The following is an 18,795-nucleotide window of genomic DNA, read 5'->3' on the forward strand; positions in this document are numbered from 1 at the left end:
TCCGTCAAGCCTCGGACACCACCGACTCCGTCGTCGACCCCAACGCTAGTCTGGCCGCGTGCAGCCCGCCGACCCGGCACCCGCCACCGGCGGTGTCACCGCTCCCCCGAAGCGACGCGTCCCCCTGTGGGACAACGCGCGCTTCGTCTGCGTGACCCTCGTCGTCATCGGCCACGGCATCCAGCGGCTGACCGCCAACTCGGACGTCTCCCTGATCGTGTACCTCACGGTCTACGCGTTCCACATGCCCGCCTTCGCCATCATCTCGGGCTACTTCTCGAAGGCGGGGGCGCCGAACTCCCGGGCGATGCGTCGCGTCCTGACCGACATCCTGCTGCCCTACCTGATCATGGAGACGGTCTGGACGCTGGTGCAGTTCCTGGTCGAGGGCCAGTCCGAGTTCAACCCGACGAAGCCGAGCTGGACGCTGTGGTTCCTGCTCGCGCTCGGCATCTTCCGACTCGTGCTGCCGTACCTGGCCCTGCTGCGCTGGCCCCTGCTGATCAGCGTCGTGCTCGCGGTCGGAGTGAGCTACTACGACAACATCGACTCGACCTTCTCCCTCGCCCGGGCGATCGGGATCCTCCCCTTCTTCGTGTTCGGCTGGCGGCTGCGCGGATGGAGGGCCGGCTCGGCGCTACTGGTCGACCGCTGGCTCGCGCTCCCGGCGCCGCGCGTGCTCGCCGTGCGCGCCGTGGCGGTCGTGCTGTTCGCGATCACGGCGCTGGTGATGACCGTCAACATCGACGCGTTCCGAGCCGCCGACCTGCGCTTCTGGTTCTTCTACGACCGCCCGTACGACGCGCTCGGCGAGACCGCCTGGTGGGCGGGGCTCGTGCGGCTCGCCCTGATGCTCACGGCCGTCGTCCTCTCGCTCGCGCTCTTCGCGCTCATCCCCCGCGGTCGCACGGTCCTCACTCCCTGGGGCCAGTCGACGATGTACGTGTACCTGCTGCACAGCTTCGTCCTCTACCCGCTGCGGGAGTCGGGGGTGCTCTCCTCGGCCGACAGCGTCCTCGCACTCGTCCTCATGATCGTGCTCTGCATCGCGGTCTCGGTCGTCCTCTCCCTCGGCTGGGCCCGCACCGTGTTCCACAAGATCGTGGAGCCGCGGGCGGCCTGGCTCTTCGCTCCGGTGAAGGACGAGCGGCCGGAGCGGTCGGGGCGCGCGGACCCCACGGGGTCGAAGCGGGACGCGCCCGCCGCGACGGATCGCGGCCCGCGCCGCTGACCGAGCGCCTCGCCGGGATTACCCCGTGTGTCGGGCACCTCGCCCCCGCGCGGCGGCACGCCTAGGCTCGTCGCGGCGGAGAACGGACTCCGCCTGGACGACTTCACGACCCGATTGGATGCACCATGACCGACCCCGCCCAGTGGCAGTTCGAGACCAAGCAGATCCACTCGGGAGCGGCTCCGGACCCTGTCACCAAGGCCCGCGCGACTCCGATCTACCAGACCACGTCCTACGTGTTCGACAACGCTCAGCACGCCAAGAACCTCTTCGCCCTCGCCGAGTTCGGCAACATCTACACGCGCATCCAGAACCCCACGCAGGCCGTGGTGGAGGAGCGCCTCACCGCTCTCGAGGGCGGCTCCGGCGCCCTGCTGCTCGCGTCGGGTCAGGCCGCCGAGACCGCCGCCGTGCTGAACATCGCGCACGCGGGCGACCACATCGTCTCGTCCTCCTCGATCTACGGCGGCACGTACAACCTCTTCAAGTACACGCTCGCCAAGCTCGGCATCGAGACGACGTTCGTCGAGAACCAGGACGACCAGGAGGAGTGGCGCCGTGCGGTGCGCCCGAACACCAAGCTCTTCTTCGCCGAGACCGTCGGCAACCCCAAGATCAACATCCTCGACATCCGCGCGGTCGCCGACGTCGCCCACGCGGCCGGTGTTCCCCTGATCGTCGACAACACGATCGCGACCCCGTACCTCATCCGCCCCTTCGAGCACGGGGCCGACATCATCGTGCACTCGGCGACCAAGTTCCTCGGCGGTCACGGCACCGTCATCGGCGGGGCCATCGTCGACGGCGGAACCTTCCCGTGGACCGAGAACGCGGCGAAGTTCCCCGGACTGACGACGCCCGACGAGTCGTACCACGGCGCCGTCTACACCGCAGCGGTCGGCGACTCCCTCGCCTACATCATCAAGGCCCGCGTGCAGCTGCTGCGCGACCTCGGCGCCTCGATCGCCCCGGCGAGCGCCTGGCAGCTCATCCAGGGCATCGAGACCCTGTCGCTGCGGATCGAGCGCCACGTGCAGAACGCGCAGGAGATCGCCGAGTACCTCGAGAACCACTCGGACATCGCCTCGGTCAACTACTCGGGCCTGCCCACCTCGCCCTGGTACGCCGCCGCGAACCGCTACGCGCCCAAGGGCGTCGGCGCCGTGCTCTCGTTCGAGCTCAAGGGAGGAGTGGACGCCGGCCGCGCGTTCGTCGACTCGCTCACCCTGTTCTCGCACCTCGCGAACATCGGCGACGTCCGCTCGCTCGTCATCCACCCCGCCTCGACCACGCACTCGCAGCTCACTCCGGAGCAGCAGTTGACGGCGGGGGTCACGCCCGGCCTCGTCCGCCTCTCGGTCGGTCTCGAGAGCATCGACGACCTGCGCGCCGACCTCGCCCAGGCCCTCCGCGCCGCCCGCGCGGTCGTCGAGGCCTCCCGCGCGAACGCCTGATCCACTCCCCTCCCGCGGGAGGGGCAGCGCACGGTCGAGATCCCCTGCTGCGGCGGGGGATCTCGTCCGTGAGAGGCGATCTCGCGCACGCACGCCGGGAGGGGCGTAACAAACCACGGCGCGGGGCGGCGCTCTGACACGATGGACACCGCTATGGACTGGCAGCAGACACTCGAGGACACCGTCCCTTCGGCGTTCGTCACCGAGCGCCAGCTGCGCTCGGTGATCGGCAAGCCCCCGGCCACCGGAGCCTGGCGCGACGGGGACGACCCGGGGAACCGCCGCTTCGTCGACGTCGGCCCGTTCGACTTCGAGTCCGGCGGCCACCTCCCACACGTGCGCATCGCCTACGAGACCTGGGGCGAGCTCTCGCCCTCCGGCGACAACGCGGTGCTGGTGCTGCACGCTCTGACCGGCGACTCCCACCTGATCGGCCGCGGCGACCGCGGGCACGCCACCGACGGCTGGTGGTCCGGGCTCGTCGGGCCGGGCGAGGTCATCGACACCGATCGCTACTTCGTCGTCGCCCCGAACATGCTCGGCGGCTGCCAGGGCTCGACCGGCCCCGCCTCCCTCGCGCCGGACGGGCACGAGTGGGGAGCCCGCTTCCCGTACACGAGCGTCCGGGACCAGGTCCGCGCGCAGGCGCTCTTCTCGGATCTCCTCGGCATCGAGCGCTGGCACACCGTCATCGGCGGATCGATGGGCGGGATGCAGGCGCTCGAGTGGGGCATCGACCATCCGGAGCGCGTGGCCCGGCTCGCCGTGCTCGCCGCTCCTCCGCGCGCGACCGCCGATCAGATCGCCCTCAACTTCGTGCAGCTCGAGGCGATCCGCAGCGATGCGAACTTCGCCGGCGGCGCGTATTACGACGCCGGCGATGGCCAGGGCCCGTACCACGGCCTCGCCCTCGCCCGACGGATGGCCCTGCTCAACTACCGCAGTCCCTCCGAGCTCAACGACCGCTTCGAGCGCAGCTGGCAGTCCGGGATCAGCCCTCTCGGCGGCGGCGGGCGGTTCGCGGTCGAGTCCTACCTCGACTTCCACGGCAACAAGTTCACCCGGCGCTTCGACGCCAACAGCTACATCACGCTCGTCGAGGCCATGAACTCGCACGACGTCGGGCGCGGACGGGGCGGCGAGGCGGAGGCGCTCTCCCGCATCACGAGCCCCACCCTCGTCCTCGGCATCGACAGCGACCGCCTCTTCCCGGTCGAGGGTCAGCGGATCATCGCCGCGCACGCCCCCGGGAACATCGACGGCGACGAGGTCGCCGTGATCAGCTCGACGTTCGGGCACGACGGCTTCCTGATCGAGGACGACGCGGTCGGCGGCCACCTCGCGCGACTGCTCGCCGTCTGATCGCGTCCGGGCGGACGGGCGAGCAGTGGCTATCGTGAGTCGGGGGGCTTCCCCCCGGAGACCCGAGGGAGCAGCCCGGTGCCGATGATCCGCAGCGCGCGGGAGCGCGACCGCCTCCTGCGCCAGTCCGCGCGGGCCGTGGGCCTGCTGACGGACACCGCCGCTCTCGCGCTGGTCCTCGTGCCCGGCACGCTCGGTCCGATCGCGGTTCCGGCCGCGGTGGCCCTCCTGCTCGGTCTCGCCGCCGTGCACGTCCAGCTCGGCCGCAGCGGCGGGCGGCTGTGGCTGATCGCGAGCGGAGCGGGCGGCCTGCTGCTCAGCGCCGGGCTCGCCCTCGATCTCGCGGACTCTCCCGATTTCGCCGCCTTCGTGCTCGTCAGCACGGCGAACGCGGTCACCAGCACGGTCGCCGTCGTCGTCACCACGTCGACGCGGCGGGCACTGCTCCTGCTGCCCGTGATGGTCGCCAGCCTGATCCCGTCGATCCTGATCGCGAGCAGCGCCATGACGCTCAACGCCCTGCTGCTGAGCCTGCTGCCCTGGGGCTGCCTGTGCGCCCTCGCGCTCTGGATCAGCACCGCGGTGCCCCGGGTCGTCCGTCGGATCGACAGCATCGGCAACGCGCACCGCGTCGAGCGGCAGGCCAGCGAGACGGAGGCGCAGCGCCGCCAGGGCGCGCGGCTGCTGCACGACACCGTCCTCGCGACGCTGACCCTGCTCGCCCACTCCGGCGTCGGAGTCTCGGTGGAGGCGCTCCGCCAGCAGGCCGCCGAGGACGCGCACCTCCTGCGCCAGCTGCGCCTGGGAGCCACGCCCACCCCGAGCGCATCGGGCTCCTACCAGCTCACCAGTGTGACCAGCGCTCCCGCGGCGAACACGCTCGAGAGCGTCAAGAAGCGCTTCGGCCGCATGGGCCTGGACGTCATCTGGCACGGCTCCGGCCAGATCGTGCTCAGCGGCGCCGCTCTCGACTCCTTCCTGATGGCCCTCGCGGAGTGCCTCGAGAACGTCCGCCGCCACTCCGGGGTGAACTCGGCCGATGTCACGATCACGGAGGACGACGGGACGGTGCGCGCGATGGTGACCGACGCGGGCGTCGGCTTCGACATCGGCACCGTCCCCGCCGCCAAGCTCGGCTTCAAGGAGTCGGTCGTCGCCCGCCTCGCGGACGTCGGCGGGCGGACCCGGCTGTTCAGTGCGCCGGGAGCCGGCACGACCGTCGTCCTGGAGGTGCCGAAATGACCGAGCCGGTCGCTCCGCTGCTCCGCGGGGCGCCCTCGCGCCGAGGGCGCCCCTCGCGAGCGGCCTCGTCCGCCAAGCGGCAGCACGAGGGGCTCGGCACGAGCTACCTCGGGAGCGGCCTGACCGGCATCGCGCTCGCGATCATGGTGTACGAGCTGCTCGTCTTCCTCACCACTCTCGACGACTACGACGACGCCGGCCTCGTCGTCGCGGCCTGGCTGCTGCTGCTCGCGACGTTCGGAGCGACGGTCCTCGCGATCCGCCTCTCCGGCCAGAGCCTCCCGTCATGGGCGTACGCCGCCTTCCTCGCGGGAGCCGCGACCACGGTCGTCCTCGATCTGATCGCCGTCGCAGATGCGCCGGGTGCCGCAGCCGCGCCGACCGCCGCGGTGGGCGCCGCCGTCGCGCACGCGGCGCTGATCGTGCACCGCCGGGGAGTCGAGATCATCGTCGTGGCGCTGATCATCACCGCCGCCGAGCTGCTCGCGTTCGCGGCGATGGCGTCGGACGGCGCGGCCGCGATCTCGGTCCGGGTCTGCGCGCTCGTGCTGACCGCGACCCCGGCCGTCGTGGTGGTCGTGATGATGCGCGGCTTCCGCCGCATGGTGCAGCTCGAGATCGACCGGGCGCTCGTGCAGAGCACCACGACGGGCCCGCGCTACGCGGTCGGGATGCTCGCATCCGAGGAGCTCGCGCGGCTCGACCTCGCCGCGGAGCAGCTTCTGGCCGAGGTCGGCGACGCGACCACTCCGCTCCCCCTCGACTCCGCCCGCGCCGCCCGCGCCGCCTCGCTCGCCACCCAGCTGCGACTCCACCTCATCGAGGGGCGCCGCGAGACCTGGCTGCACCACGCGATCCTCGAGTCGGAGTTCCTCGCCCCCCTCGTCCACCTCGAGGACCCCGACGGCACCGCCGGACTGCTCGGCCAGGCTCAGCGCGACGGCCTCCTCTCGGCCATCTGGCTGATCCTCGACGGAGCGGTCGGCACGCCCGCGGCACTCCACGTGCACGCCGGAGCACCGCGTGAACCCGGCCCGGGAGCCCCCGCACGCACCCTCCTCGTCCCGATCCTGCTCCGCTGCGAGGGCGTGCCACTGCGCGGAGTCGATCCTGCGACGTGGGAGGCTATCGCTCAGGTGGGCGCCTCGCGCACCCCGTCCCGCGGCGGCGAACTGCGGATCGAGATCGACTGCCTGGTCGAGAACCCCGTCGACCGATGACGGGACGACCCGGGACACCGCCCACCCGCCTCCGCCACGAACAGCCGAAGGACCCCCCGATGACACACACCGCCGAGCCGAAGATCACCCTCGCCGTCGTCGACGACCACAAGATGCTCCTCGGCGCCCTCACGGAGTGGATCCGGGGCGCCGCCTCCGACATCCAGCTCGTCGCCGCCGTCGCCTCCTGGCCCGAGCTCCTCACCCACCCCGAGTTCCCCGTCGACGTGGTGCTGCTCGACCTCGACCTCAAGGACAACATCCCGATCTCGGTGAAGCTCTCCACCCTGAAGACCACCGGCGTGAAGACGGTGCTGATGAGCACCTACTCCGAGCCGGCCGTCGTCCGCGAGGCGCTCGCTTCGGGTGCGCTCGGCTACCTCGTGAAGACCGAGGACGCCGACATGATCGTCGAGGCGATCCGCGCGGCCAAGGACGGCCACTCCTACATCTCGCACGAGCTCGACATGGCCCTGTCGACCGGCGACTCCGACGGCGCCCCGAAGCTGAGCGCCCAGGAGCGCCGCGTGATGGCGCTCTACGGCGGAGGCGAGCCCGTGAAGTCGGTGGCGTTCGAGCTGGGCATCTCGGAGGAGACGGCCAAGTCGTACCTCAAGCGCATCCGCGAGAAGTACCGCGTGGTCGGCATCGACGTCGGCACGAAGGTGGCTCTGCGCAAGCGCGCCATCCACGACGGGATCCTGATCGAGACGGACTGAGTCGTTTGGCCCGGCGGTCCCCGCCCGCCGGGCCGCGGTCGGCTTCGCGACGTGGAGCGTTCCGCAGAGCGTCCTGCGGCGCCCTGCCGGAATCCGCTGGCACGCGGATTCCGGTCGCGGGGCTCACGCGCTAGTCGCCTGTCCGGCGGTCCCCGCCCGCCGGGCCGCGGTCGGCTTCGCGACGTGGAGCGTTCCGCAGAGCGTCCTGCGGCGCCCTGCCGGAATCCGCTGGCACGCGGATTTCGGTCGCGGGGCTCACGCGCTAGTCGCCTGTCCGGCGGTCCCCGCCCGCCGGGCCGCGGTCGGCGGCCGTGTTGTTCGCGCACGGCGGTCCCCGCCCGCCGTGCCGCGGTCGACTGTGCGACGGCGTGCGTTCCGCAGAGCGTCTCGCGACGCCCTGCCGGAATCCGCTAGCACGCGGATTCCGGTCGCGGGGCTCACGCGCGAGTCGCCTGCACGGCGGTCCCCGCCCGCTGGGCCGCGGTCGGCAGCCGTGACTGACGTCTGTACCCGGCGGTCGCCGGCCGGCGGTCGGGTTCGCCGCGCGGCTCGTTCCGCAGAGGGTGCCGCCCGGATCGGGCCCAGCCTCTCCCTTGCTGGTCGAGTAGCCGGCCGCAGGGCGGCATATCGAGACCCGCGTCCTCCCGGGTCGGGCCGTCCAGCGCCGGGACCGGCTGACGCAGGCCCCCCTACAGGGCGTTGATCGGGACGCTGCCGGTGCCGGGGGCGGCGGGCTCGCGGGGGCCGGTGTGCACGGTGCCGCGCGCGCGGTCGAGGGCGAGGCTGCCGATCGCGAGCAGGATGCCGGCGACGGTGAGCACGACGCCGACCCAGATCGGCGAGAGGTAGCCGAAGCCGGCGGCGATCGCGACTCCGCCCAGCGCGGCGCCGACCGAGTTGCCGATGTTCAGCGCCGAGTGGTTGAGGGCCGCGGCGATCGTCTGGCTGTCGCGGGCGACGTCCATCAGCCGGGTCTGGATCGCGGGCGAGGCGCCCGCCGAGAAGCCTGCGGCGAGGAACCCGAAGACGAGCAGGCCGACCGCCGTCGTGGCCGTCAGCGCCAAGCCGATGAGAGAGACGGCCACCCCGACGAACAGCACGATCAAGGCGCGAGTCACGTTCCGATCGGCCGCCCAGCCGCCGACGAGGTTGCCGACGGTCATACCGAGGCCGATCACGACGAGCACCCACGGCACCGCACCGAGCGGGAGTCCGGTGATCTCGGTCGACAGCGGGGTGATGTAGCTGTACATCGCGAAGAGGCCGCCGAAGCCGATGGCACCGATCGCGAGCGTCCACCAGACCTGCAGTCGCCCGAACGCCTTGAGCTCGTTCCGCATGGTCGCGCGGGGATCGCCCGGCTGGTGCGGCACGAGCAGCTGGACGGCGACGACCGTCGCGGCGAAGATCGCGGCGACGACGAGGTACGCGGTGCGCCAGCCGGCGTTCTGCCCGATCCAGGTGATCGCGGGGACTCCGACGACGTTCGCGATCGTCAGCCCCGAGAGGACGAAGGCGACGCCCTTGCCGCGGCTGCCGGGACCCATGAGATCGGCGGCGACGAGCGACGCGATGCCGAAGTAGGCGCCGTGCGGCAGCGCGGCGACGAAACGGGCGACGAGCACGAGCTCGAACGTCGGCAGGAGGGCCGAGGCGACGGTACCGAGCGTGAACGCGACCAGCAGGCCCAGGAGCAGGCGCTTGCGCGGCCAGCGGGCGGCCGCGGCGGCGATCGTGGGGGCCCCGACGACGACTCCGAGGGCGTACGCCGAGATGAGCATCCCGGCCTGCGAGTTGGCCAACTCGGTGTCGGTCGCCCAGACGCCGGGGAGCAGGTCGGCGGCGAGCTGCGGGAGCAGGCCCATCGCGACGAACTCGGTCGATCCGATGCCGAAACCGCCCATCGCGAGGGCGAGCAGGGCGAGGCGGGTCCGTCCGGGCGAGAGAGTCACCGCACCAGGGTACGCGGAATCCGGAGTCGATCGAAACGATTCGAGCGGGAGCGCTCTCCCGCTCGACTCACTCGCCGAGCGCGCGGTCGAGTCGCTCGATCTTCGCGTCGATCTCGCCCGAGTAGCCGGGGCGGATGTCGGCCTTCAGGACGAGCGAGACCCGCGAGCCGTACGCGCCGACAGCCTCCGTCGCCCGCTTGATCACGTCGAACACCTCGTCCCACTCGCCCTCGATCTCGGTGAACATCGAGGTCGTGCGATGGGGCAGTCCGGAGTCGCGGACGATGCGGACAGCGGCGGCGACCGCGTCGTGGACGGAGGCGTCGGGGCCTTCGCCACCGGAGGGAGCGACCGAGAACGCGACGAGCATGGGGACCTCCTGCTGTGCGGCCGCGAGTCGACCGCTCGTCCCCGAGCCTACGAGCCGTGCGGACTCAGCGGGCGACAGCCGTCTTCCGCACGATCCCGGACTGCAGCGCTCCGTCGGTGACGCGGGTCCCCGAGCGCCACAGCTCACGGACGACCCAGCCCAGCAGGACCAGCAGCAGGACGTTGCGCGCGGTGAGCACGAGCACCATCCACCAGTGCGAGTAGAGCAGGAAGAGGTAGAGGTACGGATAGACGAGCTGGGTGAGCGCGGCGATCATGAGCGTCAGCCGGGCACCCGTCCGGAAGGCGTCGCGGCTGACGACCAGGCCCGCGATCACGGGCGGGGCCAGCCAGACGACGTACTGCGGCGAGAGCACCTTGTTCACGTCGATGAACACGACGACGAACGCGAGCGCGAGGAGCGGGAACAGGCGCACGGCCGAGGCGCCGGACCGCAGCGCACGCAGCCCCAGCAGTGCGACGGCGAGCATGCACACGGCGAGCAGCGGCGTCATCAGGTCGGCGGCGGCACCGGTCGAGGACCCGTGCATCTCGAAGGTGTTGATGTCGGCCGCGTACCAGACGTAGCTCCCCGACCCCGGGATCACCGAGAGCCACATCCACGGGGTGCTCACCACCGCCTCGATCTGGAGCCCCCGCGTCGTCTGATCGGAGACGAAGCTGAAGACGTGGTCCCCTCCTCCCGCGAGGACGACGGCGGCGACGATCACCGCGGACGCCGCGGCGGGCACGAGGATCCGGCGCACCCGACCGCGCAGCACGAGGACGGCGGCCGCGAGGATCGCCGCCGGCCAGACCTTCACCCAGGTGGCGATCGTGAGCAGCAGGGCGGAGACTCCGGGCCGGGTGGCGGCCCACAGCATCCCGGCGATCGCGGGAGGTGCCGTGAACGCGTCGATCCGCCCGACAGCGATCGGGCCCAGCAGCACGAGGAAGAGGAGCCACCAGCGCGCGGCGGCCAGCCGCGCGGGACGCCGACCGTGGACGAGGACGGCGAAGGCCGCCGCGTCGGCCAGCGCCACCAGCATCAGCCACACCAGGTCGTACCCGGCGGCGCCGAGCAGCCATGCGGCCGCGATCGGCGCCCAGGCGAGGATCGGGTACACCCAGCCGGTGTCGATCCCGGCGATGCCGCCGCCGTCGACGGCCGTCTGCATCCACTGCTTGTAGACGATGCTGACGTCGCCCATCGGCAGGCCCGGCGCGAAGAGCGCCAGCACCGAGAGGACGACGTGCACGAGGGCGAAGGCGCCCCAGAGCACCGTGGCGGAGTCGCGGTTCTCGCGCAGCCAGGCGGTCGGGCGGGCGGTCGCGCGGGGTCCTGGGGTCGTCACGGCGTCATCATAGAGCGGGCGTCGAACGGCATCCTGGCAGGCACCGACCGACGGCCGATCCTCAGTACCCGGCGAACGCGTCGGTGCGGATGCGCTTCGCGCCGGCGCCGCGCAGGGCAGCGCGGACGGAGTCGACGAACAGCGGAGAGCCCGAGACGAATCCGGTGCGGCGCGGGGCGTCGGGCACCAGAGCCGCGAGGGACTCGGCGGTGAGTCGTCCCGACGCGTGGGTCCAGCCCTCGGGCAGCACGGTCGGAGCGGTCGGTGCGACGAGCACGACCCGTGCGCCCGACTCCTGGAGCAGCTCGCGGTACGCGACGTCCTCGATCCGCGGGGCCGCGTAGACGACCACGACGTCGCGCGGCGGTCCGGCGGCGAGCGCGCGGAGCTGCGCGGCGAACGGGGTGATCCCGATGCCTCCGGCGACGAGGAGGAGAGGAGCGGCGGGATCGGCCGGCAGCACGAAGTCCCCGCCGACACCCGTGGCGCGGACGACCGCCCCGGGCTCGAGGGACGCGAGGGCGCGCTTGAAGCTGCTCGCCTTCTCGGGCACCCGCATCGCGATCGCCAGCTCGGCGTCGCCGGGGGCGGAGGCGAGCGAGAAGGTGCGCCGGCTCCCCCGCGCATCGGAGCGGTGCGGCAGATCGAGCTCGAGCCACTGGCCCGCCTCGAAGTGCAGCGGCGTGCGCGAGTGGAACCGGTACTCCGTGATGCCCGGCGCGATCGTCTCCGCCGAGCGCAGCTCGAGCGGCAGCCGTCGGCGCTGCCGGTGCGCGAAGGCGAACGCGAGCGCGTTGCCGACGACGAGTCCGAGCTCCGGGCTCGAGTAGAGGATCCCGAGGTGGAACGGGACGCTCGTGATCAGCGCCGCGACGACGGCGACGACGAGCTGCTGGGAACGGCGCGGCGCGAGCGTCAGCGGCTCCGTGAGCATGAAGGCGGCGGCGAAGACGAACGGGTAGGCGGTGAGGACGGAGAGCGCGGCCGCAGTCGGCTCCTGCCCGCCGAGGACCGACTGCGTGATCGAGACGGCACCCGCGACCAGCACGAACACGAGGAAGATCGCCCAGCGCCGCACCCGCGCCACGATCACGAGCGCCGCCACCAGCACCCAGGGCCAGAGCGCGCCGGTCGGCAGCACCCAGGCGGCGGCCGTGAGCGAGCCGTCCAGCGGAGTGCCCTCGAGCAGACCCGCCGCGAGGGCGACGAGGAGGACGGCCACGGCGGCCGGGTTGAAGAGATGGCGGCCGCGCCAGGCGAGGACGTACTTCGACGCCGCGGCGATCGCGCCGACCAGCGCGACGACGAGCAGCGCTCTCGGCTCCGCGGTCGGGAAGAGGAGGAACGCGATGAGGAGGCCGGTGACCAGCGAGGACTCGAGGTGCGCCGGCGAGCGCACCGCCCGTGCGATCAGCCAGGTCGCGGCCGTCGTCGAGACCACGGCCACCACCGCCGTCGCGGCGATCTCGAGCGGCGTGAAGAAGATGCGCCCGGCCGCGGAGTAGGCGAGGGCCACCAGGAGGAGCGCGGCGAGCGTCATCCAGACCAGGCGGTACATGGTGATGCGCCCGAGGGCGCGATCGAGGGTGCCGATCATCGGAAGACCTCTCCGGGGAAGCGGGGCGAGTGGTGGAGGGTGCCGTCGCTGAAGACGCGGACGAACTCGAAGTCGAAGCGCTCGGCGAGCGTCTCGGGCGCAGCGACGAAGAGGGCGGTGGCGAGGCCGTCGGCGAGCAGGGCGGAGTCGGCGACGGCCCAGGTGGCCACGACGGTGTCGACGGGCCGGCCGGTGCGTCCGTCGAGCACGTGGTGCAGACCGTCGCCCCAGACGCGGCGGTTGCTGGCGGAGGCGCAGAGCGCGCGCTCGAGGGGAACGGCGACGCCGATCGCCCGAGCCGGATCGTAGGGGTGCTCGAGCGCGACGCGGAACGGACCGGCCGTGCGGGCGCGCAGATCGCCTCCAGCGTCGACGACCGAGTGCTCGACACCCGCCCCGGCCAGCTCGTCGAGGACCAGGTCCACGAGATGGCCCTTGCCCGCCGCTCCGACGTCGAGCACGACGGGAGCCGCCGTGTCGAGGCCGCGTCCACCGCGTGCGCGGGCGTCGGGCCACGACGGCGCAGCGGCGACGGGGCCGCGGGGCACGAGCGTGTAGTCGGCGTCGTAGCCCAGCTGCTCGAGCGCGTCGCCCACGAAGGGGCTCACCGCTCCGCCAGTCAGCTCGTGCAGGTCGTCGTAGAGGGCGAAGAGCTCCTCCGCCTCCTCGGGGAAGACGTGCTCCCCCGGCTCGGTGCGCAGGCGCGCCGCGTCGGAGTCGGCCCGGAAGCGCGACCAGGTGCGGTCGTACCGGTCGACGACCGCGTCGACACGAGCGCGCACGCCCGCGTCGAGCGCGTCGCCGGAGTCGATGCGCCAGACGGTGCCGATCGCGTCGAACTGCCAGACGTGCTCGAGCACGTGCCGGTCGTCAGGCCGCGGCATCGGCCTTGATCGTCTCCACGGCGTCGTTGAAGCCGCCGGAGGTGAGCGAGGAGCCCGAGACGACGCTCACGTCGAGCTCGTCGAGGGGCACGCCCACGACCTCGCCGGCGATGCCGCTCGCGAAGCGCTCCTGGTACTGCTCCCCGGTCGGGTTCTCGGACTGCGGGGTGACGGTGACGGCCGTGACGACGCCGCCCTCGAGCGTCAGCTCGACTCCGACGGTCTCGTTCCCGCCGGGCGAGGTGTAGGCGCCCTCGGCGTCGTAGGTGCCGTCGGCGTAGGCGCTGTCGCTCGTCGCCGCGTCGCCGGTCGCCGCCTCGGTCGAGGCGGTGGTGGGCTCGGCCGCGGCCGAGCTCGAGCCGGTCGTCTCCTCGGCGGAGTCGGTGCCGGCGGTGGCCGTGCTGGAGCAGGCGGCGAGGGCGGCGAGCGTGCCCGCTCCGGCCAGGAGGGTGAGGGCGTAGCGGACGGGAGTCGTGGTCTTCGCGGTCATGTCTGTTCTCCTGAGTGGGGTGCGGACGCGGCTGTGGGTCCCGACCTTAGGGGTGGGACGTGTGGGGATCCGATGAAGCGGCCGTGGGGCTGCGGTGATGCGGCCGCGTCGCGCGCTTCTCCCGGGACAACGACGGGGCGGCGGGATCGGTTCAGCCGTCCGGATCATTGCCCGGCTGTTTTTCTCGCGGGGACAGCCCGGCGCATCACTCCAGGAGGCTCGCGACGACGCTCGGGAGGTGCTCGGCGATGTCGAGGGCCGCGATCGGCCCTCCTCCCGATGCGCTGCCGCCGGCTCGGGCGTGCAGGACGGCCGCGGCCGCTGCGGTGGAGGCGAGCTCGTGGTCGCTGAGGGCCTCCCCTCTCGCCTCGGCATCGGCCGAGCGTCCCGCGAGCAGCGCCCCCAGCACGCCGCCGAGGACGTCGCCGCTGCCGGCCGTCGCGAGCCAGGGAGTGGATCCGCTCACCTCGAGCGCGACGTCGCCCGAGACCACATGCGTCGTGCTGCCCTTCAGCAGTACGCAGACCCCGAACCGCTCGGCGGCGCGGCGCGCCCAGTGCCCCGGATCCGCGGCGATCGTCGCGGCGTCGACGTCGACTCCGGCCCGCTGGAGCATCCCGGAGAGCTCGCGGAAGTGCGGAGTGATGATCACCGGTCCGGCGACCTCGTCGACCAGGTCCAGCGCGCCCGCGTCGAGCACGACCGGCACCCCCGAGTGCAGCTGGTCGAGCAGCACGCGCCGCTCCTGCTCGGACCGGTCGTCGGCGCTGGTGCCCGACCCGACCAGCCAGGCCTGCACCCGTCCGACCGAGGTGACCACCTCGGGCCGCCGTGCGAGCACGAGCCCGGCGGGCCGCTCCGCCCCCAGGTACCGCACCATGCCGACCCCCGTCCGGACGGCCGCCTCCACCCCGAGCACCGCCGCCCCCGGATACCTCTCGGACCCGGTCGCGACCCCCAGCACCCCCCTGCTGTACTTGTCGTCCTCCGCCCGCGGCCGCCGCAGCACCCCCGCCGCCTCCGCCGCCCCGAACTCCCGACTGCTCATCCCCCCACCCTAGGTCGCCCCCTCCCGCCCCCGGCAGCCCCGCCCGCACGCCTCGTCCGCGCTCGTGCGCCCCGCGCACGGCCCACTCCCCGGCTCGTGCGCGCAGCGCACGGCCCAACTCCGGCTCGTGCGCGCAGCGCACGGCCCCTCGCCTCACCGGAGTTCTCCGCGGGGCGTGGGTGGTGCGATCGCAAGGCGGAGGAAGGAGCGATACCGGCGGTGTCGCGACTGACGACAACGCCGCGAGCGCGCCGCCCACGCCCCGCGACTAGCGGCGGGTGGCGTCGTCTACTTCGCCGACCAGCTCCTCGATGATGTCCTCCAGGAACAGCACTCCTGTGGCCGTCCCCTGCTCGTCGAAGGACCGCGCGAGGTGCGCTCCGGTGCGGCGCATGATGGCGAGGGCGTCCTCGAGGTCGGTGGCTTCGAAGATGGAGGCGAGCTGGCGGATCCGCTTGGCCGGGATGGGCAGGCGGAATTTCGCTCCCTCGGTGTCCCCGTCGAGGTCGAGGACGTCCTTGAGGTGGATGTAGCCCTCGGGCGCTCCGTCGGTGCCGAGGACGACGTAGCGCGAGAAGCCGTGCTTGGCGACGGCGCGCTCGACGTCGGCCGGGGTGGCTCCGGCCGGGAGGCTGACGATCCCGTCGAGCGGGAGCGCGACGTCGTGCACCTTCTTCTCGGTGAACTCGAACGCGGCGAGGAGGGTGCTGGAATCGCGCAGCGTGCCCTCGCGGGTGGACTGGTCGACGATCGTCTGCACCTCCTCGAGGGTGAAGGTGCTGTTCGCCTCGTCCTTGGGCTCGACCCGGAACAGCCGCAGCACGCCGTTCGAGATCGCGTTGAGGGCGACGATCAGGGGGCGGATCACTCGAGCGATCGCGACGAGCGGGGGTGCGAGGAGCAGCACCGCCTTGTCGGGCATCGAGAACGAGATGTTCTTGGGCACCATCTCGCCGAGCACGACGTGCAGGAACGACACGATCAGCAGGGTGATGACGAACGCGACGGTGCCGGTCAGCTCCTCCGGCAGGCCGACGGCGTGCAGGGGGATCTCGAGCAGGTGGTGGATCGCCGGCTCGGACACGTTGAGGATGAGCAGCGAGCAGACGGTGATGCCCAGCTGGGTGGTCGCCAGCATGAGCGTGGCGTGCTCCATCGCGGCGAGCGCGGTGATGGCGCTCCGGCGACCGCTCTCAGCGAGGGGCTCGATCTGGGAGCGGCGCGCGGAGATGACCGCGAACTCGGCTCCGACGAAGAAGGCGTTCGCGGCCAGCAGAACCACGAGCCACGCGATTCCGGCCCAGTCACTCATCGCCGGCCTCCTTGCGCGATCGGTGGGGTCTGCCCGCGTCGGCCAGGGGGTCCGGCAGCGTGTCGGGCTCGGCCTCGGGGTCGGGGGTGAAGCGGATGCGGTCGATGCGACGGCCGTCGAGGCGCTCGACGCGGAGGGATCCTCCGTCGACGGCCACCTCGTCGCCCGCGGCGGGGAGCCGGCCGAGCTCGCTCATGACGAAGCCGGCGACGGTCTCGTAGGGCCCCTCCTCCGGGATGTGCACGCCGACGCGGTCGCGGACCTCGTCGGGGCGGAGCATGCCGGGGAAGGTCGTGGAGCCGGGAAGCTTGACGACGTCGGGGCGGGAGCGGTCGTGCTCGTCCGCGACCTCGCCGACGAGCTCCTCGACGAGGTCCTCGAGCGTGGCGACGCCGGCCGTTCCTCCGTACTCGTCGACGACGACGGCGAGCTGGAAGCCGCGGCCCCGCAGCTCGGTCAGGAGCACGTCGAGCTTCATCGTCTCGGGGACCCGGAGCGGTTCGGAGCGCAGCGCCGTCACCGGCACCTCGGACCGCTTGCCGCGCGGCACCGCCACGGCCTGCTTCACGTGGACGACGCCGACGATGTCGTCGATGTCGTCGTCCGTGATCGGGAAGCGCGACAGCCCGGTCGTCCGGGCGAGGTCGAGCACGTCCTGCGCCGTGCTGGAGCGCTCGACCGTCGAGAGGCGCAGGCGCGGCGTCATGACGTCGCCCGCGCTGAGCGCCGAGAAGCGGAGCGTGCGCCCGAGCAGGTCTGCCGTGTCCTCCTCGAGGAGGCCGGCGCTGGCGGAGTGGCGGACGAGGCTCGAGAGCTCCTCGGCGCTGCGCGCGCCCGACAGCTCCTCCTTGGGCTCGATGCCCACGAGGCGCAGCAGCGCGTTGGCGCTGCCGTTCAGCAGCGCCACGGCGGGGCGGAAGACGGTGGTGAACGCGGTCTGCAGCGGGACGACGAGCTTCGCCGTCGCCCGCGGCAGGGCCAGGGCGAAGTTCTTGGGCACGAGCTCGCCGAGGATCATCGACAGCAGGGTGGCGATCACGATGGCCACGACCGTCGCGATCGGCGCGACCGCCGCCTCCGGCACTCCGAGTCCCAGGAAGGGCTGCTCGAGCAGGGTCGAGAGCGCCGGCTCCATCGTGTAGCCGGTGAGCAGCGTGGTGAGCGTGATGCCCAGCTGCGCGCTCGAGAGGTGCGTCGAGGTGACCTTGAGGGCCGCGATCGTCATCCCGAGGCGGGTCTCGCCGCGATCGCGCCGCGCCTCGAGGTCGGCCCGGTCGAGGTTGACGAGCGCGAACTCGCTCGCGACGAAGACGCCGGTGCCCAGGGTGAGCAGGAGGCCGACGCCGAGCAGGATCCACTCAGTCCCCATCGCGGGCACCTCCGCTCGGGGCGGCGGGGATCAGGGCGTCGAGGAGCTCGAGGGACGCGGATCGGACGGGTCGGTCCGACGGCGGATGAGCAGAGGGAGGGTCGTCCATTGTGGCGTCGAGTCTATCCGGAGCACCGGGCCCCGCGGGGTGCACGAGGGCAGGTCAGAGCCACTTCTTCGCCTTGAACACGGCGTAGAGCCCCACGCCGAAGACGACCATCAGCCCGAGTGCCCACGGGTAGCCGAACTCCCAGTGCAGCTCGGGCATCTCGTCGAAGTTCATGCCGTAGACGCCCGCGATGAGCGTCGGCGCGAACAGGATCGCCGCCCACGACGAGATCTTCCGCACGACGTCGTTCTGCGCGAGCCCCGTCTCGGTCTGCCGGCGCGAGACCAGGGTCGAGTGCACGGTGAGCGCCTTGTCGAGGATCGCACGGAGGGCGTCGACGGCCTCCGTGACCCGGATCGTGTGGTCGAGCACGTCGCGGAGCGAGCGGTGCAGCTCCACGTGGTCCGGCGAGGCGGTCTCGGCGGGCGTCTCCTCGGCGAGCGCCCGGAGCAGCGCGGTCAGGGGTTGCACGGAGCGCTGGAAGTGGATGACCTCGCGCGAGAGCCGGTAGATGCGCTCCGAGAGCTTGTCGTCCGAGTCGGCTCCGAAGAGCTGGTCCTCGATCTCGTCCACGTCGCCCTGCACTCCCGCGACGACCGGGGCGTACTCGTCCACCACCTGATCGAGGATCGCGTACAGCACCGCCTCCGGACCTCGGGCCAGCAGCGCCGGGTCCTCCTCGAGCCGGCGGCGCACGCGGGCGAGGTCCGGGGAGTCGGCGTGCCGGATCGTGACGACGAAGTCCGGGCCCACGAACACGTGCAGCTCGCCGAACACGACCGCCTCGTCGGCGTCGAGGTACCGCGCCGGCCGCAGCACCACGAACAGCCCGTCGTCGTACCGCTCGAGCTTGGCCCTCTGGTGCCCGCTCAGCGCGTCCTCGACGGCGAGCGGATGCAGTCCGAACTCCTCGGCGACGGCCTCGACCTCCTCGCGGGTCGGCCGGTACAGGCCGATCCACGCCATGCCGTGCTCCTCCCGCATCAGCTCGAACGTGTCCTCGAGGGAGTCCGGGTTGCGGATGCGGTGGCCGCCGACGTACACGGCGTTGTCGACGATGGTCATGCGCTCGGTTCTAGCAG

General features: G+C 72.3%; 16 protein-coding genes. 6 read left to right on the forward strand and 10 right to left on the reverse strand.

Features of this window, described 5'->3' with window-relative positions; translation table 11 throughout:
• The first annotated feature begins 58 nt into the window (after window positions 1–58).
• The 6 genes from LRG51_RS04975 (at window position 59) to LRG51_RS05000 (ending at window position 7,228) form a co-directional block, all read left to right on the forward strand.
• Window positions 59–1,231: an acyltransferase family protein gene (locus tag LRG51_RS04975; protein ID WP_055788301.1), complete on the forward strand. Its 1,173-nt coding sequence runs from the start codon at window positions 59–61 to the stop codon at window positions 1,229–1,231.
• Between the two features lie 125 nt (window positions 1,232–1,356).
• Complete coding sequence (locus tag LRG51_RS04980) at window positions 1,357–2,685, forward strand: bifunctional o-acetylhomoserine/o-acetylserine sulfhydrylase (protein ID WP_055788297.1); 1,329 nt, start codon at window positions 1,357–1,359, stop codon at window positions 2,683–2,685.
• A 153-nt stretch (window positions 2,686–2,838) separates the two neighbouring features.
• On the forward strand, window positions 2,839–4,047 hold the full coding sequence (gene metX, locus LRG51_RS04985) for a homoserine O-acetyltransferase MetX (protein WP_230671483.1): 1,209 nt from the start codon (window positions 2,839–2,841) through the stop codon (window positions 4,045–4,047).
• Between the two features lie 84 nt (window positions 4,048–4,131).
• Window positions 4,132–5,289, forward strand: coding sequence for a sensor histidine kinase (locus LRG51_RS04990; protein ID WP_230671485.1), 1,158 nt, complete (start codon window positions 4,132–4,134; stop codon window positions 5,287–5,289).
• Entirely contained in the window at window positions 5,286–6,509 is a 1,224-nt protein-coding gene (locus LRG51_RS04995) for a hypothetical protein (protein WP_230671487.1), read from the forward strand. The genes LRG51_RS04990 and LRG51_RS04995 overlap by 4 nt, the downstream gene beginning before the upstream one ends.
• Window positions 6,510–6,568: 59 nt before the next feature.
• A complete protein-coding gene (locus tag LRG51_RS05000) occupies window positions 6,569–7,228 on the forward strand; it encodes a response regulator (RefSeq protein WP_056866755.1) in 660 nt (219 codons plus the stop codon).
• A 689-nt stretch (window positions 7,229–7,917) separates the two neighbouring features.
• Here LRG51_RS05000 and LRG51_RS05005 read toward each other — a convergent pair.
• The 10 genes from LRG51_RS05005 to corA all read right to left on the reverse strand — a co-directional run bounded on the left by LRG51_RS05005 (window position 7,918) and on the right by corA (window position 18,778).
• Window positions 7,918–9,132 (reverse strand): MFS transporter, encoded by a 1,215-nt coding sequence (locus LRG51_RS05005; protein ID WP_230673089.1) that lies wholly within the window; start codon window positions 9,130–9,132, stop codon window positions 7,918–7,920.
• 115 nt (window positions 9,133–9,247) lie between these two features.
• Window positions 9,248–9,550 (reverse strand): thiamine-binding protein, encoded by a 303-nt coding sequence (locus LRG51_RS05010; RefSeq protein ID WP_055788280.1) that lies wholly within the window; start codon window positions 9,548–9,550, stop codon window positions 9,248–9,250.
• 64 nt (window positions 9,551–9,614) lie between these two features.
• A complete protein-coding gene (locus LRG51_RS05015) occupies window positions 9,615–10,904 on the reverse strand; it encodes a glycosyltransferase 87 family protein (RefSeq protein WP_230671489.1) in 1,290 nt (429 codons plus the stop codon).
• A 61-nt stretch (window positions 10,905–10,965) separates the two neighbouring features.
• Window positions 10,966–12,501, reverse strand: coding sequence for an FAD-dependent oxidoreductase (locus LRG51_RS05020; RefSeq protein WP_230671491.1), 1,536 nt, complete (start codon window positions 12,499–12,501; stop codon window positions 10,966–10,968).
• Window positions 12,498–13,385, reverse strand: coding sequence for an FAD:protein FMN transferase (locus LRG51_RS05025; protein WP_230671493.1), 888 nt, complete (start codon window positions 13,383–13,385; stop codon window positions 12,498–12,500). Before LRG51_RS05025 ends, LRG51_RS05020 begins: the two co-directional genes overlap by 4 nt.
• Window positions 13,372–13,875, reverse strand: a complete 504-nt coding sequence (locus LRG51_RS05030; protein WP_230671495.1) for an FMN-binding protein — start codon at window positions 13,873–13,875, stop codon at window positions 13,372–13,374. The genes LRG51_RS05025 and LRG51_RS05030 overlap by 14 nt, the downstream gene beginning before the upstream one ends.
• Before the next feature lie 205 nt (window positions 13,876–14,080).
• Window positions 14,081–14,923, reverse strand: coding sequence for an ADP-dependent NAD(P)H-hydrate dehydratase (locus tag LRG51_RS05035; protein ID WP_230671497.1), 843 nt, complete (start codon window positions 14,921–14,923; stop codon window positions 14,081–14,083).
• 268 nt (window positions 14,924–15,191) lie between these two features.
• A complete protein-coding gene (locus LRG51_RS05040) occupies window positions 15,192–16,235 on the reverse strand; it encodes a hemolysin family protein (protein WP_055788261.1) in 1,044 nt (347 codons plus the stop codon).
• Entirely contained in the window at window positions 16,228–17,604 is a 1,377-nt protein-coding gene (locus LRG51_RS05045) for a hemolysin family protein (RefSeq protein ID WP_082481032.1), read from the reverse strand. The genes LRG51_RS05040 and LRG51_RS05045 overlap by 8 nt, the downstream gene beginning before the upstream one ends.
• 163 nt (window positions 17,605–17,767) lie before the next feature.
• Window positions 17,768–18,778, reverse strand: a complete 1,011-nt coding sequence (gene corA / locus LRG51_RS05050; protein WP_055788258.1) for a magnesium/cobalt transporter CorA — start codon at window positions 18,776–18,778, stop codon at window positions 17,768–17,770.
• Window positions 18,779–18,795 lie beyond the last annotated feature (17 nt).

Origin of the sequence: Rathayibacter sp. Leaf248, from assembly GCF_920939495.1 — a bacterium.
Classification (GTDB): Bacteria; Actinomycetota; Actinomycetes; order Actinomycetales; family Microbacteriaceae; genus Rathayibacter; species Rathayibacter caricis.